Source organism: Paenibacillus nicotianae (assembly GCF_042681745.1).
GTDB classification, from domain to species: domain Bacteria; phylum Bacillota; class Bacilli; order Paenibacillales; family Paenibacillaceae; genus Saccharibacillus; species Saccharibacillus nicotianae.
Window position 1 is genome coordinate 268,477 of the sequence record NZ_JBHUGF010000011.1, and the last position, 21,239, is coordinate 289,715.

19 protein-coding genes are annotated in these 21,239 nt (G+C 41.0%); 13 read left to right on the plus strand and 6 right to left on the minus strand.

Annotation, left to right across the window (positions count from 1 at the left end):
- Positions 1-59: 59 nt before the first annotated feature.
- The 7 genes from ACFSGI_RS19940 (at position 60) to ACFSGI_RS19970 (ending at position 7,231) form a co-directional block, all read left to right on the plus strand.
- Positions 60-1,139, plus strand: a complete 1,080-nt coding sequence (locus ACFSGI_RS19940; protein ID WP_204825962.1) for a DUF4430 domain-containing protein — start codon at positions 60-62, stop codon at positions 1,137-1,139.
- Complete coding sequence (locus ACFSGI_RS19945) at positions 1,136-2,014, plus strand: energy-coupling factor transporter transmembrane component T (RefSeq protein WP_204825963.1); 879 nt, start codon at positions 1,136-1,138, stop codon at positions 2,012-2,014. Before ACFSGI_RS19940 ends, ACFSGI_RS19945 begins: the two co-directional genes overlap by 4 nt.
- Positions 1,996-3,675 (plus strand): ABC transporter ATP-binding protein, encoded by a 1,680-nt coding sequence (locus ACFSGI_RS19950; protein ID WP_204825964.1) that lies wholly within the window; start codon positions 1,996-1,998, stop codon positions 3,673-3,675. Before ACFSGI_RS19945 ends, ACFSGI_RS19950 begins: the two co-directional genes overlap by 19 nt.
- Positions 3,651-4,340: an ECF transporter S component gene (locus tag ACFSGI_RS19955; protein ID WP_204825965.1), complete on the plus strand. Its 690-nt coding sequence runs from the start codon at positions 3,651-3,653 to the stop codon at positions 4,338-4,340. The genes ACFSGI_RS19950 and ACFSGI_RS19955 overlap by 25 nt, the downstream gene beginning before the upstream one ends.
- A gap of 235 nt (positions 4,341-4,575) precedes the next feature.
- On the plus strand, positions 4,576-5,289 hold the full coding sequence (dapD, locus tag ACFSGI_RS19960) for a 2,3,4,5-tetrahydropyridine-2,6-dicarboxylate N-acetyltransferase (RefSeq protein ID WP_204825966.1): 714 nt from the start codon (positions 4,576-4,578) through the stop codon (positions 5,287-5,289).
- A 169-nt stretch (positions 5,290-5,458) separates the two neighbouring features.
- Positions 5,459-6,580, plus strand: a complete 1,122-nt coding sequence (locus ACFSGI_RS19965) for an N-acetyldiaminopimelate deacetylase (RefSeq protein ID WP_204825967.1) — start codon at positions 5,459-5,461, stop codon at positions 6,578-6,580.
- 54 nt (positions 6,581-6,634) lie between these two features.
- Positions 6,635-7,231: a TetR/AcrR family transcriptional regulator gene (locus ACFSGI_RS19970; RefSeq protein ID WP_204825968.1), complete on the plus strand. Its 597-nt coding sequence runs from the start codon at positions 6,635-6,637 to the stop codon at positions 7,229-7,231.
- Here ACFSGI_RS19970 and ACFSGI_RS19975 read toward each other — a convergent pair.
- Together ACFSGI_RS19975 and ACFSGI_RS19980 are read right to left on the minus strand one after the other, a co-directional pair.
- Entirely contained in the window at positions 7,228-8,103 is an 876-nt protein-coding gene (locus ACFSGI_RS19975; RefSeq protein ID WP_204825969.1) for an NmrA family NAD(P)-binding protein, read from the minus strand. The genes ACFSGI_RS19970 and ACFSGI_RS19975 overlap by 4 nt on opposite strands.
- Before the next feature lie 50 nt (positions 8,104-8,153).
- The gene (locus tag ACFSGI_RS19980) at positions 8,154-8,588 is read right to left on the minus strand and encodes a nuclear transport factor 2 family protein (RefSeq protein ID WP_204825970.1); all 435 of its coding nucleotides are present in this window, start codon (positions 8,586-8,588) and stop codon (positions 8,154-8,156) included.
- 397 nt (positions 8,589-8,985) lie between these two features.
- Between ACFSGI_RS19980 and ACFSGI_RS19985 the strand changes: the two genes are divergently transcribed.
- Positions 8,986-9,822: a YitT family protein gene (locus ACFSGI_RS19985; protein ID WP_204825971.1), complete on the plus strand. Its 837-nt coding sequence runs from the start codon at positions 8,986-8,988 to the stop codon at positions 9,820-9,822.
- A 169-nt stretch (positions 9,823-9,991) separates the two neighbouring features.
- Here the strand turns inward: ACFSGI_RS19985 and ACFSGI_RS19990 are convergent, their stop codons facing one another.
- From ACFSGI_RS19990 to ACFSGI_RS20005, 4 genes are all read right to left on the minus strand, one after another.
- On the minus strand, positions 9,992-12,031 hold the full coding sequence (locus ACFSGI_RS19990) for a methyl-accepting chemotaxis protein (protein WP_204825972.1): 2,040 nt from the start codon (positions 12,029-12,031) through the stop codon (positions 9,992-9,994).
- A gap of 267 nt (positions 12,032-12,298) precedes the next feature.
- A complete protein-coding gene (locus tag ACFSGI_RS19995) occupies positions 12,299-13,453 on the minus strand; it encodes an aminotransferase A (protein ID WP_204825973.1) in 1,155 nt (384 codons plus the stop codon).
- 126 nt (positions 13,454-13,579) lie between these two features.
- Positions 13,580-15,184, minus strand: coding sequence for a prenyltransferase/squalene oxidase repeat-containing protein (locus ACFSGI_RS20000; protein ID WP_204825974.1), 1,605 nt, complete (start codon positions 15,182-15,184; stop codon positions 13,580-13,582).
- A 287-nt stretch (positions 15,185-15,471) separates the two neighbouring features.
- Positions 15,472-16,677, minus strand: coding sequence for a right-handed parallel beta-helix repeat-containing protein (locus ACFSGI_RS20005; protein ID WP_379284177.1), 1,206 nt, complete (start codon positions 16,675-16,677; stop codon positions 15,472-15,474).
- Positions 16,678-16,838: 161 nt separating this feature from the next.
- Here ACFSGI_RS20005 and ACFSGI_RS20010 point away from each other — a divergent pair, with 161 nt between their 5' ends.
- The 5 genes from ACFSGI_RS20010 (at position 16,839) to ACFSGI_RS20030 (ending at position 21,144) form a co-directional block, all read left to right on the plus strand.
- Positions 16,839-17,207 (plus strand): hypothetical protein, encoded by a 369-nt coding sequence (locus ACFSGI_RS20010; protein ID WP_204825976.1) that lies wholly within the window; start codon positions 16,839-16,841, stop codon positions 17,205-17,207.
- A gap of 147 nt (positions 17,208-17,354) precedes the next feature.
- Entirely contained in the window at positions 17,355-18,464 is a 1,110-nt protein-coding gene (locus tag ACFSGI_RS20015) for an ABC transporter ATP-binding protein (RefSeq protein WP_204825977.1), read from the plus strand.
- Positions 18,454-19,263 (plus strand): ABC transporter permease, encoded by an 810-nt coding sequence (locus ACFSGI_RS20020; RefSeq protein ID WP_204825978.1) that lies wholly within the window; start codon positions 18,454-18,456, stop codon positions 19,261-19,263. Before ACFSGI_RS20015 ends, ACFSGI_RS20020 begins: the two co-directional genes overlap by 11 nt.
- Entirely contained in the window at positions 19,256-20,077 is an 822-nt protein-coding gene (locus tag ACFSGI_RS20025; RefSeq protein WP_204825979.1) for an ABC transporter permease, read from the plus strand. Before ACFSGI_RS20020 ends, ACFSGI_RS20025 begins: the two co-directional genes overlap by 8 nt.
- Positions 20,074-21,144: an ABC transporter substrate-binding protein gene (locus tag ACFSGI_RS20030; protein WP_204825980.1), complete on the plus strand. Its 1,071-nt coding sequence runs from the start codon at positions 20,074-20,076 to the stop codon at positions 21,142-21,144. Before ACFSGI_RS20025 ends, ACFSGI_RS20030 begins: the two co-directional genes overlap by 4 nt.
- Positions 21,145-21,239 lie beyond the last annotated feature (95 nt).

The window sequence follows — 21,239 nt, forward strand, 5'->3', positions numbered from 1 at the left end:
AACGGGGATCATAGTGTCCAGCGTTCCGTTTTGTGTATGTAAGGAGGATATTTATCGCGATGAGCAATCAACATACTCGTAAAGAGCATAAGCAACAGAATAATCATACTTTGCCCACGTCAACTTCTGTTCAGCGCTCAGGCAAATTTTTAAGCATGCCAGTAGCTTTTGTAGCGGTGTTGTTGACGTTGTTATTGATCAGCGGTTGTTCTTCTACTGCACCGACCAATCAATCATCTGCTACCGATTCTCAAACGGCTACAATTACAGAGTCACCAACAACATCGGATGAAGTAGCTTCTCAAGATAAGAATATAACTAAAGACCAATCCGATTCTGCGACAGCACCAACAGATAAAGACACAGATACTACTTCTGCTACCGATCCTCAAGCTTCTACCGGGGCAAAGGAAACAGAAAAGAATACAACGAAAGACACACCAAAGACTGCTGATCCCAAAAAGAACACGACCGATGATGCTTCAACCAATACAGATAGTAAAAAGGAATCATCATCGACTTCAACTAGCACACCATCCACCAGTAACGCAAAAGAGAAATCTAGTTCGACAGCTAGTGATTCGGATACGCAATCATCTCAAAAATCAACACCTACTTCTCAACATCAGTCTACAAGCAATACCAAAGATACATCTACAACAAGCACCAAAGATAACAGCAAAACACCGACCAAAGATTCCAAACCATCAACCAGTACATCCAAGCCAGCTAACCCTACAACCAAAGGCTCAGATACAACGACAACACCCAAAACACCAACAGCTCCTAAGCCACAACCTCAAGCGTCTACAGCTACGTTATCGATCACAGGCGACAGTAGCATACTGGGAGCAACTTCTGTGCCGGTAGAAGCAGGAGAAAGCGCACTGGATTTACTCAAACGTATCACCCGTAGTAAAGGGATTCCGATGGAGTATCAAGGTTCTAGTGGATTTGCTTATGTAGAAGGAATCGATAATCTGTATGAATTTGATGAAGGGCCTACCAGCGGATGGATGTTCAAAGTTAATGGCAATTTTCCGAATATGAGCGCAGGTGCATACAAAGTTCAAGCTGGCGATCAGATTGATTGGTTGTATACGACCGATCTTGGAAAAGATGTAGGAGCCAAAAATTGACTAGCGGATTTCGTGCACTGCATCCAATCACGTTGTTTTTGTTTTATGGAGGATTGTTATTGAGTGGCATGTTGCTTTTTCATCCTGTCTTTTTGCTGACAGGTATTGTGTTGCTGATTGTGTTAATTAGTATACAAAAGCACGCGGGTACTATAGTACGTATGCTTCCTTTGTATTTGCTAATCGGTATAGCGATTGTCGTAATTAATCCACTGATTTCACATCGAGGTCGCCATATTTTATTTTACTTTATGGATCAGCCGATCACGTTAGAATCGGTATTGTATGGAGTCACTATGTTGTTATCGCTCACGCTGATCCTGCTGACCAGCCTATCGTATAACTACAATGTAACGACTGATAAATTTATGTATTTGTTTGCAAGACTTGTACCTCAAAGTGCACTGGTAGTGATGATGGCATTACGGTTTGTACCTTTATTACGCCGCCGACTCACTCAGATTACACTGGTACAACGTACACGCGGGATCAGCGTTCATGAAGGATCGCTTACCAAGCGGTTGAAAGATGGAATGACGCTTGTTAAAGTACTGTTAGTGTGGTCACTGGAAGAAGCGCTACAAAGCGCAGACTCGATGAAAGCACGCGGGTATGGTACAACCAAGCGTACCACATATGTAGTCCATCGGATGGATCGTAGAGATCGCTGGCTAACCGGATGTCTATCGGTGCTGATTATTGGTATAGCGATAGGAAGTGCGCTTGGTTGGGGGCGGGCTGTGATCTATCCGCGTATGCAGTCTATGGTATTTGGTGTGCAGGATTGGATACTATACATATGCTTTTGCCTGTATCTGCTGATTCCAGTGATTGTAGAAGGAAAGGAATGGCTATCATGGAAATACTCCAAGTAAATCAACTTTCTTTTGCTTATCCTGACGAACATCATCAGGTATTAAGTGATATTACATTTACAGTCAATGAAGGTGATTTTGTCGTATTATGCGGAGCTTCAGGCTGTGGCAAAACGACATTGTTACGCCAGCTTAAGCCTGAATTGACACCTGTCGGTCAGATCGGCGGAACGATTTATTATAACGGCAATATATTAAATAAATTGCCAGCACAGCAGTCAGCGCAAGAGATCGGGATGGTTTTTCAAAATCCAGATAATAGTATTGTGATGGATGTGGTCTGGCATGAACTATCATTTGGGATGGAAAATCTGGGTTATTCTCTTCCAGTGATGCGCAGTCGATTAGCAGAAATTACGCAGTTTTTTGGATTAGAGCCTTTATTATACAAGCCGATTCACGAGTTATCCGGCGGGCAAAAGCAACTGCTTAATCTAGCTTCTGTCCTGCTATTACAACCGAAGTTACTCCTGCTCGATGAACCGACTTCACAGCTTGATCCAGTCGCCGCGCGTGAATTTATTTCGATGGTCTATCGGTTAAATCGAGAATTTTCAACGACAGTAATAATCAGTGAGCACCGCTTAGAAGAAGTGATTCCACTAGCAGATCAGATGATTCTTTTGGAAAAAGGGAAGTTGAAATATAGTGGTTCTCCTCGTGCAGTGAGTGAGCAGATACACCAGAACGATCCAGATGATTTTAAATATTTACCTTCAGTGACACAGTTGTTCTGGAATATGCATAATCAGCAAATGGTAGAAAACGCACCTGCTTTACCTGCTGTTCCTTTGACAGTACGTGAAGGAAAGCAGTGGTTACAGACATTGGATTGGGATATTTCATTGCGTGAAGCTAAAGAACCGTTATCTGCTTCAGCGCCGCTGATAAATCCATTCTCTAAAGAACAGATATTGTTGGAATGTCGTGAAGTCACTTTTCAATATGAGAAGAAAAGTGTTGAAGTGTTAAAAAAGTTGGACTTGCAGATATATCAAGGAGAAATGTTAGCGATTCTCGGAGGCAATGGAGCAGGCAAATCAACATTGCTTCAACTGTTAGCAGGGCTACTCCAACCACGAAGAGGAACTATCAAAAAAGCCAATCAGTTACATATCGGCTATCTCGCACAAAATCCATTGCTGTATTTCAGTCATGATACGGTTGCGGAAGAATTATCGACAGCGGCTCAACATGCAGGTATTGCAGAACCTGAGGTTGCGATAGCAAAGCTGATGCAACTATTGCAATTAGAAGGGTTAGAACAGAAGCATCCGCATGATATCAGTGGTGGGCAACAGCAGAAAACAGCGTTAGCGATTGTATTACTGCTCAATCCCGATATCTTACTATTAGACGAGCCGACTAAAGGGCTTGATCCACTGGCTAAAATCGCTTTGGCACAGCAGTTGCTAGAGTTACGTCAAGCCGGGCATACGATTGTGATCGTAACTCATGATGTAGAGTTTGCAGCAAGTTATAGCAGTCGGTGTGCGATGTTATTTGATGGCATGATCACTACGACAGATGTACCTTCGACTTTTTTTAGCGAAAATGTATTTTATACAACAGCCGTTAATCGGGTTGTTCGTGATTGGTTACCAGGTGTATTAACCGCAGAGGAGGTGCTGACGTTATGGCGCGTTCCCGCCTCTGGCTGATGATTGCGGTAGGGCTGAGTATTCTGGTATTGGCATTGTCTAATGCAGTGCTGAGCGATCATTATATGTTGTTAAGCTTTGTATTGTTACTGGCGGTGATGTTGCCGTTATTTGTCCGTTTTGAACGGCGCAAGCTGGAAGCACGCGAGTTGGTACTGCTGGCGATGTTAGCGGCGATTGCAGCAGTCAGCCGGATTCCTTTTGCGGCTTTACCCAGTGTAAAGCCTGTCTCGGCAATCGTGATTTTATCTGCGCTTGTGTTTGGCTCGGAAGCAGGCTTTATTGTGGGCGCAATGGCGGCGCTTGTATCGAATATTTATTTTGGACAAGGCCCCTGGACACCCTGGCAGATGTTCGCCTGGGGGATGATGGGAGTCAGTGCAGGATTGCTTCGCCATACGTGGTGGATGAAGAAGCGGCTTGGCTTATTAACATTTGGTCTTATCTGGGGTTTCCTGTTTGGCTGGATTATGAATCTATGGGTCGTGATCGATCTTGCCGTTGCTTTAGAATGGAAAGCAGTGCTGGCGGTATATGTACAAAGCTTTTATTTTGATCTGGCGCATGCGTTATCGAATGTCTTTTTCCTTGCGATTCTGGCAGGGGGATGGATCAAAGTATTAGAACGTTTTCGCAAAAAATATGGGTTGCTGGATAGTGGTTAAAAAGGTGAGAAGAGTGTATTTGTACTTCTTCTCTATTTTTTTGTATCTTTTGCGGATTAGGGGGAACTTCTAGAGTGCATATGGTATAGTTATTCCATACGTAGTGAACATTTGGAAGTGTTGTGTCCATTGCGACTGCACCTTTAATTATGCTATAAAGGATGTAGCTCAGACTTTTTTTCGTCTGATGACCTATTTGAAAATACATGCAGTTATATAAAAGGAGCCTTTATACATGTCTACGGAAATGAATACACACGAAATTATTAACTTGATCAAAACAAGCAAAAAGAAAACTCCAGTCAAAGTCTACCTTAAAGGTGAATTAGACAGCATCACATTCCCTGAAGATGTACAGACATTTATCACTGGCAACACAGGTGTTATTTTCGGAGATTGGGCAGATATTCAAGGCGTATTGACTGAAAATGCAAGCAAAATTGCAGACCAAGTGATCGAAAGCGACCGTCGTAACTCTGCGATTCCTTTGTTAGACATGAAAAACATCAATGCACGTATCGAGCCAGGCGCATTTATTCGTGAAATGGTATCGATTGGCGACAACGCTGTTATTATGATGGGTGCTGTTATCAATATCGGTGTTGTGATCGGTGAAGGTACTATGATCGATATGGGCGCTGTTCTAGGTGGACGTGTACAAGTCGGTAAAATGTGTCATATTGGAGCAGGTTCTGTGCTTGCAGGTGTAATCGAGCCTCCTTCTGCTCAACCTGTAACGGTTGAAGATGATGTATTGATCGGTGCTAACGTTGTTGTACTTGAAGGTGTACGTATCGGCGAAGGTGCTGTTGTAGCGGCTGGTGCTGTGGTTACTCAAGACGTTCCTCCTTTCTCTGTTGTAGCAGGTACTCCTGCACGTGTGATCAAGCAAGTAGACGACAAAACGAAGTCTAAAACCGAAATTTTGCAAGACCTACGTACTCTGTAATTTATAATTAGGTATCACTATATATTTCGATCTGGAGACCCCGCACATGCTGGGTCTTTCTTTCATCCTTTGAGCTTGGTGTTGAATGTGTTTGTGGTGCTATTTTTGACGCTAGGCTAACGATGTTCGGCATAAATTTGTATAGAATGAGAAAGAAAAGGAGATTGTGATGACTACTTTTACTCAGATTCGGCGTGATCTTCACCGTATTCCTGAACCGGGATTTCAAGAGTTTAAAACACAGCAGTATTTGCTGGATTATATCGCGACTCTTCCGCAAAACCATTTGGAGATTCGCACATGGCGTACAGGTATTCTAGTCTATATTCATGGCAGTGCGCCAAAGCGTAGATTTGGTTATCGTGCCGATATGGATGGATTGCCGATTGTCGAGCAGACGTCTTATGATTTTCAAAGTGAACATGAAGGCTATATGCACGCTTGCGGACACGATCTACATATGACGATCGGACTTGGAGTCGTCACTCATTTTGCGACTCATCAAATGACAGACGATCTTGTGGTGATTTTCCAACCAGCCGAAGAAGGCCCCGGTGGAGCCAAGCCAATGTTAGCAAGTGCCGAATTAGCCGATTGGATGCCGGATCAGATGATCGGACTGCATGTGGCTCCTGAATATCCTGTCGGTACAATCGCGACACGTGCAGGGATTTTATTTGCCAATACGTCTGAATTGTTTATCGATCTGATCGGTACCGGTGGGCATGCCGCTTATCCGCATAAAGCCAATGATATGGTGGTTGCAGGCTGTCAGTTGGTGGGACAGTTGCAGACGATTATTGCTCGTAATATCAATCCGTTAGACTCCGCTGTCGTGACCATCGGTAAAGTCGAAGGCGGAACCAAGCAAAATATTATCGCAGAACGTGCCCGTCTGGAAGGCACGATTCGTACACTGTCAGCGGATACGATGATTGCTGTCAAATCACGTATCGAAGCATTGGTTAAAGGGATCGAAGCTGGATTTGAATGTCAGGCAGAGATCGATTGGGGCTCCAATTATTTGCAGGTGTTTAACGAAGCGAATTTGACGCATGAATTTATGGAGTGGTTAGAGAAACGTTCAGATGTGAATCTAGTAGAATGTACCGAAGCGATGACAGGCGAAGATTTTGGATACTTCCTTAATGCGATTCCTGGGTTTATGTTCTGGTTAGGTGTGGATACGCCTTATGGATTGCATCATGCGAAGCTCGAACCAAGCGAAGATGCGATTGACGTAGCGATCACGACGATTACTGAGTATTTGAGCTGGAAATCAGAGCAGTGAGTGGGCTAAGGTTAGCTTATGGTGTAGATTGAAAGATAGAGGATGTGAAATATAGTGGCACGTACCAAAGCTTTTGATACGACTGTGGTGTTGCATCGTGCGATGAAAACGTTTGGTAGTCGGGGATATGAAGGAACGACGTTACCAGATTTGTTGCAAGAGTTAGGGATTGCCCGTCAGAGTCTTTATGATACGTATGGAACGAAGCGTGATCTATTTATTCTAGCAGTTAAGCATTATATGGATCACAAAAAAGAAGACTTACTGGCTGTACTGGAGCAACCCGGTGCAACGATTCCGTTGATCGAACAGCTTTTTCAAAAAATGATAGATGTGCTTGTCGATCCCGAATTGGCACAAGAGTGTTTTATTATTGCGAGTGCGCTTGAATATGCTCCACACGATCATGAATTGAATGTGTATTTGCAAGATAATAATGCACAGATTGAAGCAGGATTTTACCGTTTGTTGGAGCGTGCAGTGGAGCAAGAAGAAATCCAGAATGATCTGAATCTGACTACAATGTCGCAGTATCTAGTGCATGAACGAACAGGATTGATTTTCACAACCAAACTCGGTGCTAATCGGGAAAAATTACAGGCGATTATCGAGATTTCGTTATCGGTATTGAATACAAAAAGGCAGCGTTAAACGCTGCCTTTTGCTGTATTTACAAATAGATGTCGATGATTTTGGATATGCTGTCTGAGTGATTGGGGAGAATTTTCTGTCACTTTTTCTATACAGTCGCTCACTCTATCTTCTGTACCTTCTACAGCGATTTGGGTATCTAGATGTGCTAAAAATCTAGCATATTCTGAATCTAGACCTGCGTTAAGCAAATGTTGCTCTAACTGAGATTCACTGATAGGGTGATACGTAACAGGCAATCCAGTGACTTCTGTAATCAGAGTAGCGACTTCTTGATAGGTGAGCGATTGAGGACCTGTCAGGATATGTTCGGTATTATGAGGTACTATATCGGTCAATGCATGTACTGCTACTGAAGCAATATCATCAGCATCTACGAATCCAATCTTACCATCACCTGTAGCACTACTTACGATGCCTTGCTCAAGAATAAATTGTGCTTGCTGTGCTTCGGTAAAATTTTGCATAAAATAAGAAGGACGTAACACAGCCCACTGCGGTACATGTTCACTGATCCAGCGGTGTAGATATCCAAAAACAGGTTGGTCGATTGAGATCGAAGCACTGGATAGTAACACGATACGTTGTATGCCTTGTGTCAATGCTTGCTCGATAAAAGGAATAACCAGAATTTCAGGATTCATCATGACAGGAACAACGATATAAACCGCATCCATATTGTGCAAAGCTTGAGCATACGTAGCTGTATTATTCCAATCGAAAAAGACAGATTCCGCTTGAGGATGTTGTAGAGAAATAGAACTTCTTCCTGCCATACGGACGTGATAACCTTCTGTCAGCAGAACTTTAGCGATTCGAGATGACGTTTTACCTTGTCCGCCGGTGAGTAAAATATGTTGAATAGTTTTCATAAATAGCTCCTTTATCTATAGATAGAATAATCTTATCTAATCTAAGATGATTAACCTAACACCAGTGGATTCCAATAATCTTGATAACGAGTAATTTTGCCATCACAGGTGGTGACTACAGAAATATAATCTTGCTCATAAGGAAGTCCTGTAGCAACGAAAGTACCTACTCCTTCAAATTGAGCAATAAATGTATGGGAGTCAGTAGCGAGATGGATCATAGGCGTGCTGAAATGAGTGAACGCAATAATTCCTTGCAGCGATTCCAAATGTTGTCGTAGAGCACTGATACCTTCTAGCTGTTTGGCATATCCTTCAGGAGCATAAGGAAATTCAAAAATTACTTGTTCTGCAAAAAGACTAAGAAACAGTTCTATATCTTCAACCAACATCGCTTTGCTAAATGTGTTCATCATCTGTGTAGCTTGAGCATCATGAGTCTGAATATCGATAGTAGATAAACCAGTGGGAATATTATTTTGCATACGAAAAACCTGCCTTTTACATAAGAAATTTGAAGTTGCTTTATTGGACAAATGATAAGGTCTGTTTTCACTATAACCATTCCAGACTAAATAGTCAATTATATTTAGACTTATTAGTCTGGAATAATAAAATAAAAGCATGTACTGTATTTCGACTGGAGTGATATACAATCGATATACAAGATTTATTTAAAAAATAAACAAAAATCTATCCTTTCTAGCATAAATATACACCGCCTATCCAAAAGGGAAGATTTTTCGCCTAACAACGCGCTTTTTAACGGTGATAGACTACCGAAATAGCAGAGGACAGTAACTTAAAAAAGCTTTGACTTGTCAAGGTTTTATCGCTTACAATACTCATTTGTTAGGGTTGATAAAAGGGGAGTATAAATAGATGAAAAAAAGGATTATTGATATCGCTTTTATAGCACTTGGTGCGTTTATTTTTGCGTTAGCAATTAATTTATTTGTAATACCGAATGAACTGGGTGAAGGTGGCGTAACCGGGGTTACGATTATCTTATTTTATGTATGGCAATTATCTCCCGGTCTGATGAACTTAATTATTAATGCTTTTTTATTGATTATCGGTTACAAATTTCTGGATAAAACAACGACGATCTATACGATTCTGGCGGTAGCGTTTAACTCGTTTTTCTTGCATTTGACCGCAGACTGGCGAATTGATTCCAGTGAAATTATGATTAATACGATCTTTGGTGGATTGTTTACCGGAGTAGGGATCGGGCTGATTATTCGAGCAGGTGGAACTACCGCCGGAACTGTTATTCTCGCGCGGATTGCTAATAAATATCTGGACTGGAATATTAGCTACGGATTGCTCTTTTTCGATCTGATTGTAGCGTTCTCGTCTTACTTTATTATCGGGGCACAAAGCCTGATGTTAACGATTGTGATGTTGTATATTGGTACCAAAACGATGGACTTTATTATTGAAGGATTGAATCCGAAAAAAGCCGTCATGATCATATCTGCACAACAAGATAAAATTGCGGAAAAAGTGATTACAGTGATGGATCGCGGCGTAACGGTATTATCCGGTCATGGATACTATACCAAAACACCAAAAGAAGTATTGTATATCGTGATTAGCAAGCAAGAAGTCTCGGTACTGAAAAAGATAGTCAAAGCGGCTGATCCGAATGCGTTTATCACGATCCATGATGTACGAGATGTATTTGGCGAAGGATTCCTTGAATTATCTAAATAATGCTATAGATACTCTACAGCGATCAAAAGTATACGTACAAACCAGTAATCTATTATACCAACTCCAATCAGCGGATATCCAATAAAAAAAGCTTTACCGTCTATGCAATCATAGCAACGGTAAAGCTTTTTTTGGTACTGATTGTATTCAAATTAGATCATGATAGCCATTATTCTACAGTACCGTTCTCATCGTTCACTGTAGAGGGTGTAGCTGATGGACTTGCTACCGAGTCTGTTGTTTTGAAGCGGTGAATTTCTTGTTGTAAATTTTCTGCTAATGAAGCCAGAGCATGAGCAGATGCAGTGATTTCTTCCATCGCTGCTAATTGCTCTTCTGCCGAAGCCGCAATTTCATGGGTAGAAGCTGTATTAATATTGGAAATTTCACTGATTTCTTGTACCGATTGAGAGACTTCTACAGCATTACCATTCACTTCTTGCACTAACGTATTCATCGCAGTCAGGCTGGAAGAAATCTGATGTGATGATGTACGTAGCTGTTGGAATTGATCTGCTGCTTGTTGCACTGTCATCATGCCTTCTGCGACAGAACCATGAATATCTGTAAAGGTAGACAATGAACGTCCAATCTCATCAGTAATTTCTTTGAGCAAATTCTCGATATGTTGAGAAGAAGAACGCGATTGCTCGGCTAACTTCTGCACTTCACCAGCAACGACATTGAACCCTTTGCCATGTTCGCCTGCGCGTGCAGCTTCGATTGCCGCATTAAGAGACAATAGGTTGGTTTGCTTGGCAATATCGTTGATTGTTTGGAGAATCACCGAGATTTCTTCGGATTTGCGAGATAGATTAGTCACGACTTCATTTGCTTGATGAACCGATTGATCGATATGTTGAATCTGACCTACTGTTTGTTGCATTAAGCGATCTCCACTATCTGCTAAATAATTTGACGACTCAGACAATGAAAGCAATGAGTTGGAATTGGTTTTTACAGTTTGCAACCAATCGGCTACTTGAGTTAATTGTTCTGCACTTTGATTGACGTTTTTATTTTGACGTTCATTACCGACCGAGAATTGTTCGATCGCTGTAGTAATCTGTACGGTTGCATGGCTAGTTTGTTCTGAACTTGCATTCAATTGCTCTGAAGAAGAGACAACGTCACTGACTGAATCGTTAATCGAGTGGATTAATGAACTTAGCGATGCGTTCATATTGTTAAACGTATGCGACAATCTGCCAATCTCGTCTTTGCTACGGTCTACGATATGGTGTGTTAGGTCGCCATCACTAATTGCTTCAGCTACAACGACAATGTTACTTAGACGCTTGGTAATAGAGCGAGTAACCAGTGCAACCACAATACCACCTACAATAAGAGAAAGTAATAGAACAATTACCATTTTGTATAAGATCGGTTGTGTTGCTTCATTGATCTCATTTTGATAAAAGCTACCTGCAATCCGCCATCCAGTAAGATCACTTGTCGTATAGACTAATTCTTTTTGTTTATCTTGATAAAGATAGGTATAGCTACCTTTGGCATCTGGACGAGCCATCAATTCTTCGGAAGAAGCATTTTTCTCGCCAATTGCTGTAGGATGGGAAATAAAGTTGCTGTCTTTTCCTACGATAAAGGCATATCCTTCTTTACCGATTTTGACCGTTGCTGTTGTTGCTTGTAATGCTTCTAGATTAATATCTAGTCCGATAACTCCGCTTTGATCTGCGGTTTGTTTGGCAATCGTCACTGTTAGCTTTTGCGTAGACGCCGAAATATACGGATTCGTTATAATCGCTTTTTCGGGCGAAGTCAAAGCTTGCTTGTACCAGTCACGTTCACGAGGATCGTATCCGGCAGGATTAGGTTTATCCGATGAAGTGAAAAATTCACCTGCGGTATTTCCTACATAAAGAGATTCGATCTTTTTCAGAGAAGTAGAATAGCTTCTAAATCCGTTAACAAGAGCATCTCTATTGGCATAATTAGCTTGAGATACCTGACCGGCAAAATAATCAACAATATCTATGTTTTGCTGCATTTCTGTATTGACGGTTGAATTCAACGTTTCGACGCTTGAAGAAGCGCTATTGATCATTTCATCACTTAACGTTTTTTGAGCTAACCAATACGAAGTGAAGCTAGAAGTACCCAAAGCTAAAATCATTACGATAAAGAAAGAAATGATTAATTTACTGCCAATCGTTTGACAGGTAAGAAATTGTTTAATATTTTTCATAACTCCACTCCTATAATATCTGCATATTTATTCTTATACTAACATCGGCAGATATCGCACAAAGAAATAGAGCAGAGTATGAAAATATTAAAGATTTTTCATGAAAATCAAATTTCCCTTTCATGTTTAGCCTATAAAAGCTACTTTGATCACTAAAAAAGTCATTTCAAATCTATTTCTCTATAACTGTAATCGCACAAACAGGTATCTCTGTCAGCTACTATCGCTACAGACATACCTGTTTTTATTTATACTGTTTAGTGCATATTATAATTGCTGTATAAACTGTTCCAATCGATCTAATCCTCTACTCAAAACGTCTTGCGAGTACGCATACGAAATCCGAATATATCCTTCTCCGTATTCGGAAAAAGCGTCTCCAGGAACAACAGCTACCCCTGCTTCATCCAATAAACGTAATGCAAATTCCATCGATCCGATATTCAAATGAGCAATCGAAGGGAACAAATAAAAAGCGCCTTCTGGCTTGGTTAACGTTAATCCCATAGCGATTAAGCGATCATACACATAATCGCGTCGTTGCTGATATTCCTGTTTCATCGGAAGCGCATCGTCGATACCTTGTGTAAGTGCTTCTAACGCAGCATATTGACTTACTGAACTGGCACAGGTGACATTGTATTGATGTACTTTGAGCATATGTCCGGTAATGACCGCAGGTGCAAATGTAAATCCGATCCGCCAGCCTGTCATCGAATGAGATTTGGATAATCCGTTAATCACAATCGTTTTATCACGCATACCCTCTAATAATGCAATCGACTGATGAGGAGTATCATAGATCAATTCACTATATATTTCATCTGAAATCACAAATATGTCGCATTGTTGCAATAATGTAGCGATATCTTGTAATTCTGCACGACTCATTACCCGTCCGGTAGGGTTAGAAGGATAGCCTAAAATAATCGCTTTAGTACGTGAAGACAAATGCTTTTCGATCAAATCTGCTGTTAATTTGAAATCAGTAGAGCGAGTATCGACATAGACAGGAACCCCTCCAGATAAGCGAATAAGCGGTTCATATCCAGGATAGATCGGCCCCGGCAAAATCACTTCATCTCCCGGTGTGATGATTGTACGTAAAGTGATATCTAGTGCTTCACTGGCTCCATTGGTTACGATCACTTCATCATTAGGGTTATAATCTTGTCCGTATTTCTGTCTGACAAAATCGGCTGCTGCACGACGTAAAGCAGGTAGACCTGCATTAGGCGTGTAGACGGTTTTACCATTGTTCATCGCGATTTGAGCTGCATCAATAATATGTTGAGGTGTAGGAAAGTCAGGTTGTCCAATCGTAAGTGAGATCGCATTTGGATATTGAGCTGCGGCATTAGCGATTTTGCGAATACCGCTAATTTGAATATCTTTGACTGAAGCATTTACTAAATGTTCCATCATTCAGTTCCTTTCTTAAACCATAATATGTATATCATACTCTATCTAAATCATAGACGAAAAGGTAACCCGCGAACAGCAAAAAGCACCTAATAGAATACTCTATTAGATGCTTTGCTTTATCGTTTAATTCAGCGTGTATGTGTAATGAGCTGAATCGTATTGAGGGCCTGATTTTTCATACGTAAACCAGTATTCGATTTTGGTACCTGTGCTTAGTCCGGTCACACTTTGTTTCCATGTTCCCGAGTTGTTGGTCATACGATAATTAAGCTGGGTTCCGCCATTGATTTTGTAATGAACATCTACATATTTAGCAGTTGTAACAGGCTTGATGTTGATACTGATCGCTGTAGCAGACGATTTGGTTACACCTGCTGTATAATCTGCGGTTGTATGGTCACCTGTACCTGGATCAGGAGTAGGTGTTGTTGGATCAGTAGGCGTTGTCGGGTTTGTTGGATTCCCGCCTGTAAGATATTGCCCTGTAAACGGATTGAAATGAGCAATTGATAAGATTAACCAACCGGTACTGGATACACAGTTCTGTTGCGCCATGACCCAATAGCTATTGCTTGTGCCTTTAAGAGAATACGGAATACCGCCTAGTGAAGCGCCGCTTGTTCCTTGTTTTTTGATAATTTCAGTGTTGATTGCATTGGCTTTGGAGACATCGCCTCTCATATAATAAGCCAGTGACATAAAGGCTGATCCTTCAAACCAGACGTCTGCCCCTGTATTGCCGATCTGATTACCATTATCGTCATAAGCAGGCTTCACTTCATCCGTCCAATCAAAATCATAACCGGTTAATGTATTGCCAGCATCATTGTACGTCAACGTCTGTTTGTAACGTGGATTCGCCAGTGTGCCTGGAACACCGTTGGCATTTTCAACATAATCCAGACTTGCTCCATAATTGTGAGTACCTGTAGTTCCAAGTGCTAACACACCCCACGGATTCACATCTAGTGGAAGCTTAGGATCAATCAGATTAGTGTCGTTTTTCCAACCACCGGTAAAGCGTTTGTTGGCATCATCCCATACTTTAGTATCAAGGAAGCTTTTGACTTTAGTTGCGGCTGCATTATATTTGGCTGCTTTGGTTGAATCGACAGATGCATAATATTTCAATACCTGATAGATATCGATATTGTGCTCGGTAGAACTCCACGGTTCATTAGAGTTACTCCAAGCGCTCCAACCGCCAGCTACACCGCCATTCGCTTGTTGGTACTGTAATGACCAATCCAGTGCTTTGAGCGCCATAGGACGGTAACGAGTATCGTTATATTGTTTCTCATAAGCCATCGCTGCCATTGCCATCCATACAACAGGGCCTACATGTTCACGAATCTCTTCGCCAGCGCCATTGTTGTACCAGTAAGAATTAAGCCAGTATCCTGTAGGATCTTGAATATCTCGCATTTTGTTAAGTACTTTTTCAGCACGACCACGCTCGCCTTTAACGATAAATGCTATCGCGGCTACCGCTTGATCATAAGTATAGACGATCTGTTTCGGATTATTAGGGCCCCAGAAATCCTCGAAACTATCTACTAATCCGTCAAAAGCCAGACCTGCTGTAGCATCTTGTTGCGTTTCTAACCAGATTAATGCCCGATTAGAAGCATCACTTGCCGCGTCTGCTCTAGCAATGCCTGCTGATGGTAAAGTCGCACCTACAACCAGTACTGCTGTGAGCAACAAGTGAGTGAATTTCTTTTTCATCCATATTCCTCCTCAAGGATAGTCGATAAATGAAGCACAAATACGAAAAAATAAGATTTCAGACTTCGATTAACCAAGTTCCAAAACCAACACTTTTTTCCATTATGTAGCATTTATCTCACTCATTTTTACTTATGGAAGCGCTTACGTCAATATGGATAATCAAGGAATTGTAAGCACCATTCTTGAAAAAGCAAAACTCCTACCGGGCTTACTTAAAAGTAGGAGTTGCTTGAAAAGGATAAGTAATATGAGCTAAATAAAGTCGCTATTAATAGTAGAAACTTTTAAGGTAAACGAATAATATCTGTCATTACTGTTGTGCCTACGAGTTTGTTTTTGTAGATCGTATTTTTGCCAAGTGTCGGTGAAAAGCGAATCCCAAAATCACTTTTTCCATTAGACGTGATTGTATTGTATGTTATTTTGGTAGCGGTAACGGTGTTTTCCAAATCGATTCCACCACTATCACCTGTCCAATTATGAATATTGCCGCGAATACGATAATACGCATTGTTGGATAACTGATTGTTATGAATCCGTAGATCCGAAGAACGAAGAACGATAATTCCTGAAAAGTCTGTCTGACGAATCGTATTGCGCTGAATTCGTGTACGACCGCCTACCTGATCAAGTTCTATACCGAAAGAACGAGTATCTTTGATGATATTATGCTCAATCAGCAATCCTTCATATAAAGCCGTCGTCGGTACAGGATGTTCTAGATTGGCAGAAGCGCGTATCCCTGAACCGAGTGAACGATTGATCTCATTATCTTGAATAATATTGTCATAGGCAGGCATTGAATAATGAATACCGACACCGGGCGAATCATTGATCACATTATTAGACACTTCGCTATTACGACACATATAAAAAGCGAGCACAGCGTTGTGAAGATTATTATGCTGTACTAACCCATTTTTTTGTAAGGAAAAAGACAATCCGTCGCCTGCATAATGAGAATACACTTCGTTATGTACAAATTGATTATGATCATCAAGTGCTCCTGATTCGACCGCTGCGAGTGTAGCATCACCTGCGGCAACTGAAGGCCCTGCAAAATAAACAGCAAAAATACGTTCAGAACCTTTAAAAAGAGAGTCTTGTACAATCACTTGATTAGCATCGGCAACGACCAGAGTAGCTCCTGCATTATAGGTATACGTATCCAGTGTAACATTAGAAATATGTACACGATCTGCACGAATCACCAACAGATCATTAGGCGCTTGTGTCTGACGAATAATGACACCATCCCGCGATTGTCCACGTATAGTTGTGTCGTCCAGATCAAGATGAAGTGTCGTATTTACATCATAAAGCCCATTACGTATATAAATATGAGTCGCTTGTGCTTGAATCGCTTGTTGAAGAGACAGATAATCACCATTTCCAGAAGCATCTACAATACGTTCATCAGGTTCATTAGCGAGCGATCCAGAAGAATCGGCATTAGATAGTGGAGCAAGTACGAAAAATAAAGCAACCAAAGAGATTGATAGGATGAACCATCGCTTCGTAGAAAAGGTATACAGGTTAATTCCTCCTTGTTCAAAGAACATTAATGTGGGATTTGAATAGGTTCAATCATCGTAAAAAAGTACATATCGATTAAGCTTTTGATCCAATAACGTATAAGGAGGGTATAATGATGTCTTTAGGAATACGTCATTATAGTATAGTAACTGTACTAACTTGCTTGATAGTAACGATAGGTCTTTTAGCGATAGATGATGATAGTGGAGCTCTGCTTTGGGATAAAAGCGATATATTGTGGATAGGTTTGATCTTTTTTGCGATTAGCCTCTCTTTTGTATATGTGGGTGGAGCTGTTATTTCTTTTATTGTAAGGCTTTTGACTGATAATGTAATTGCAATTCTGGCTGTTTTCTTTATAATTGCATTGAACCTTTATTTTATAGGTATATGGATAGAGTCTATGGATTTGCAGATCGCATCGGTGTATACGATCGTTTTTGGTCTGTTCGATGGATGGTTAGGAAGAACACGTCAATTATAAAGTATATCGTAATCCAATCTTGAGAGTTGCGGATTGGATTTTATTTATGTTTAGCAGATCGCTATTTAACATAGGGGATACAATACTTTAATCGTTACTACATCTATTGGTTATAATAAAGAATAGAGGTTATTAAAGGAGGCTGTTATGGGGGACAATACAATTATTCGATTTGACGGAGTCTCCAAGCGCTATGAAGATGGAACAGTAGTGCTTGAGAATATAGAGTTTGAAGTAGAACGGGGTAAGTTTTATACTTTACTCGGTCCTTCGGGTTGCGGGAAAACAACAATTTTGCGTATGATCGCTGGCTTTACAGAACCTACAGGTGGTTCGATTTATTTTAACGGTCAGGTGATCAACAAAGTACCTGCAAATAAACGTCAAGTGAATACAGTATTTCAAGATTACGCCCTTTTTCCACATTTGAATGTATTTGAAAATGTCGCATTTGGACTACGGATCAAAAAAATGAAAAAAGACGAAGTAACAACCAAAGTGAAAGAAGCGCTACAATTCGTCAATCTAGAAGGATATGAGCAACGTTCCATTAGCGAAATGTCAGGCGGACAAAAGCAACGGGTAGCGATTGCGCGTGCACTGGTGAATGAACCGGAAGTATTGCTACTGGACGAACCATTATCTGCACTTGATCTCAAATTACGTACAGAAATGCAGTATGAATTGCGCGAAATTCAGCAACGTCTAGGGATTACATTCATATTTGTTACCCATGATCAAGAAGAAGCACTTGCGATGTCTGATGAGATTTTCGTAATGAACAAAGGGAAAATCGAACAAAGTGGTACGCCGAATGATATCTACGATGAGCCAATTAACCGCTTTGTCGCTGATTTTATCGGAGAATCAAATATTGTTCCCGGACGTATGATCGAAGATTTCTTGGTAGAGTTCAACGGCAAACGATTCCACTGTGTCGATCAGGGTCTACGTGATAATGAAAGTATTGAAGTGGTGATTCGACCGGAAGATCTGGAATTGACTACGGTAGAAAAAGGGAAGCTAAAAGTGCGTGTAGATACCCAATTATTCCGTGGCGTTCACTATGAGATTAGCTGTTATGATGATTCCGGTCATGAATGGTTAGTACATTCCACTCGCAAAGCTGATCCGGGCAGTGAAATCGGACTTGATTTTGAAGCAGAAGCGATTCATGTGATGCGTTTTGGAGAAAGTGAAGAAGACTTTGATCGTCGCCTTGAAGGTTATGAAGAAGGTGGGGTCTATGCAGGCTAATACACGCAGCATCTATATGCTGCCTTATTATATCTGGATCGTGTTATTTGTTATCGCGCCTGTGGTGCTTGTAGGGTATTATTCTTTTTTTGATGTCGATGGGAATTTGACGCTTCAGAATTATCGAACGTTTTTTACCCCGACCTATCTACAAATGACGATCAGCTCATTCTGGTATGCATTTCTAGTGACGTTATTTTCACTATTAGTTGCTTATCCTGCGGCATATCTGCTTACTCGTACCAAGCATCGGCAGTTATGGATTCTGCTGATTATTTTGCCGACATGGATTAATCTGTTGCTCAAAACATATGCGTTTATCGGTATTTTTGGAACATATGGGCCGATTAATGCACTACTGGGTACACTTGGATTCGGAGAACAACAGTTGTTATTTAATGCGTCTAGTTTTGTGTTTGTATCGGTGTATATTTTTATTCCGTTTATGATTTTGCCGATCTATAATGCGCTGGAAGAAATGAATCCTACACTGGTATCTGCGGCGCGTGATCTGGGCGCATCCGGTTGGGTAACATTTCGACGGGTGATTTTGCCGTTAACGATGGCTGGGGTAAAATCGGGCTGTATGGCGGTCTTTATCCCTTCCCTATCGCTATTTATGATTACAAGGCTGATCGCAGGGAACAAAGTGATTACACTCGGTACAGCGATTGAACAGCATTTCCTTGTTACACAGGACTGGGGTATGGGTTCGACAGTAGCGGTGGTCTTAATTATTGCGATGGCTGTGATCATGATTCTAAGTGGCGGCTTCGGCAAGGAGGTACGTCATGACTAACAAAAATGGTTGGGGTAATCTTTATCTGGTATTTGTGTTTGCTCTATTATATGCGCCGATTCTGTATCTGATGTATTATTCGTTCAACAGTGCAGGTAATATGCACGAATTTGAAGGATTTACATGGGAATGGTATGGCGAAGTTTTCCAAGATACACGATTGATTATTATCGTAATTAACACACTGGTGATCGCGTTATTATCTTCAACGATAGCAACGATGATCGGGATTATTGGTGCACTAGCGATTGATCGGATTCGTCGTCGCCGGTTGAAAGATACTGTATTGTCGCTTAATAATGTCTTGATCGTTAGCCCTGACGTGATTATCGGTGCTTCGTTTTTGATTTTATTTACGATGATCGGGATTAAGTTGGGATTTGCTTCAGTATTGATCTCGCATATTGCTTTTAGTATTCCGATTACTGTACTGATGATTCTGCCAAGATTGCAAGAAATGAGCCCTTCTTTGATTGATGCGGCTCGTGATCTAGGGGCAAGTCGTCGTGATGTATTAAGTAAAGTGATTTTGCCATTTATCAAGCCCGGTATTTTTGCAGGATTTTTTATGGCATTTACGTATTCGTTAGATGATTTTGCAGTGACCTTTTTTGTAACAGGGAATGGATATTCGACATTATCGGTTGAAATTTATTCTCGTGCAAGGCAAGGGGTAGCGTTATCGATCAATGCGTTGTCTACGTTGATCTTCTTGTTCACTGTTATGCTGGTGGTTGGCTACTATATGATCAATCGCCGGGCTACGAATAAGCCACGCCGCGAAGAACCGATCGCAGTAGGAGGCCCAAGATGAAGACTCTTACCCGAATGTTTCTCAGTATTATTGTGGTAGCGCTGATCTTGATGTATACCGCATCACGCTTGAATGTGAGCGAAGGATACTCCAGTGGAAATACGCTCACGATCTACAACTGGGGCGATTATATTGATCCCGATATTCTCGATCAATTTCAAAAAGAAACAGGCATTACGGTTATTTATCAGACGTTTGATTCTAATGAAGCAATGTTGACGAAAATCGAGCAAGGCGGAACGACATTCGATGTAGCGATTCCGTCAGATTATGCGATTTCCAAAATGCGCGAAGAAAATCTATTAATTCCGCTCGATCATAGCAAATTGCCGAATTTGAAAAATATCGATCCTAAATTTATGAACCAATCATTCGATCCAAACAATAAATATTCTGCTCCTTATTTCTGGGGAACAGTAGGTATTGTCTATAATCCGAAGCTAGCGCAAGGCATCAAGTTCGATAGCTGGGACGATCTCTGGAATCCCAAGCTGCGTAACAATGTGTTGCTAACGGATGGAGCGCGCGAAGTAATGGGAATGTCGCTGAATAGTCTAGGATATTCACTAAATGATACCAATGAGCAACATTTACAACAAGCTCTAACCAAGCTCAAAACGTTAACTCCTAATGTTAAAGCGATTGTCGGGGATGAGATTAAAATGTTGTTAGCCAATAACGAAGCGGCAGCAGGATTGGTCTTTTCCGGTGATGCTTCTGAGATTATGAGTGAAAATGATCAATTGGACTATGTAGTACCAAAAGAAGGCACGAATCTGTGGTTCGATAATATGGTTATTCCTAAAACAGCCGCCAATGTCGATGCCGCGCATAAATTTATCAACTTTATGCTAGATCCCAAAATCGCCGAGCAAAATACAGAGTATGTTGGCTATTCTACACCAAATGCCAAAGCACTGAAATTACTGCCGAAAGACATCTCTGGGGATGAGCGCTTTTATCCTCCACAAGAGCTGACCGATAAGCTTGAAGTGTATGATAATCTGGGGAAAAAGATGCTCGTGCATTACAACGAATTATTTTTACAATTTAAAATGAATAAGTAACGATCTAACCGAGCTGTCCTGTATCAAGGGCAGCTTTTTTTGTGGTTGGCAAAATAAAGAAAAATATAAGAAAAGCGAATACCTTGAAAATACAA

What these genes read in the sequence shown, in the direction of transcription:
- ACFSGI_RS20000 (WP_204825974.1), bottom strand. Translation starts at nt 15,184, where the DNA reads ATGAAAAAGAAATTCACTCACTTGTTGCTCACAGCAGTACTGGTTGTA.
- ACFSGI_RS19995 (WP_204825973.1), bottom strand. Translation starts at nt 13,453, where the DNA reads ATGGAACATTTAGTAAATGCTTCAGTCAAAGATATTCAAATTAGCGGT.
- ACFSGI_RS19940 (WP_204825962.1), top strand. Translation starts at nt 60, where the DNA reads ATGAGCAATCAACATACTCGTAAAGAGCATAAGCAACAGAATAATCAT.
- ACFSGI_RS19985 (WP_204825971.1), top strand. Translation starts at nt 8,986, where the DNA reads ATGAAAAAAAGGATTATTGATATCGCTTTTATAGCACTTGGTGCGTTT.
- ACFSGI_RS19980 (WP_204825970.1), bottom strand. Translation starts at nt 8,588, where the DNA reads ATGCAAAATAATATTCCCACTGGTTTATCTACTATCGATATTCAGACT.
- ACFSGI_RS20020 (WP_204825978.1), top strand. Translation starts at nt 18,454, where the DNA reads ATGCAGGCTAATACACGCAGCATCTATATGCTGCCTTATTATATCTGG.
- dapD (WP_204825966.1), top strand. Translation starts at nt 4,576, where the DNA reads ATGTCTACGGAAATGAATACACACGAAATTATTAACTTGATCAAAACA.
- ACFSGI_RS20015 (WP_204825977.1), top strand. Translation starts at nt 17,355, where the DNA reads ATGGGGGACAATACAATTATTCGATTTGACGGAGTCTCCAAGCGCTAT.
- ACFSGI_RS20010 (WP_204825976.1), top strand. Translation starts at nt 16,839, where the DNA reads ATGTCTTTAGGAATACGTCATTATAGTATAGTAACTGTACTAACTTGC.
- ACFSGI_RS20030 (WP_204825980.1), top strand. Translation starts at nt 20,074, where the DNA reads ATGAAGACTCTTACCCGAATGTTTCTCAGTATTATTGTGGTAGCGCTG.
- ACFSGI_RS20025 (WP_204825979.1), top strand. Translation starts at nt 19,256, where the DNA reads ATGACTAACAAAAATGGTTGGGGTAATCTTTATCTGGTATTTGTGTTT.
- ACFSGI_RS19975 (WP_204825969.1), bottom strand. Translation starts at nt 8,103, where the DNA reads ATGAAAACTATTCAACATATTTTACTCACCGGCGGACAAGGTAAAACG.
- ACFSGI_RS19965 (WP_204825967.1), top strand. Translation starts at nt 5,459, where the DNA reads ATGACTACTTTTACTCAGATTCGGCGTGATCTTCACCGTATTCCTGAA.
- ACFSGI_RS19955 (WP_204825965.1), top strand. Translation starts at nt 3,651, where the DNA reads ATGGCGCGTTCCCGCCTCTGGCTGATGATTGCGGTAGGGCTGAGTATT.
- ACFSGI_RS19990 (WP_204825972.1), bottom strand. Translation starts at nt 12,031, where the DNA reads ATGAAAAATATTAAACAATTTCTTACCTGTCAAACGATTGGCAGTAAA.
- ACFSGI_RS19950 (WP_204825964.1), top strand. Translation starts at nt 1,996, where the DNA reads ATGGAAATACTCCAAGTAAATCAACTTTCTTTTGCTTATCCTGACGAA.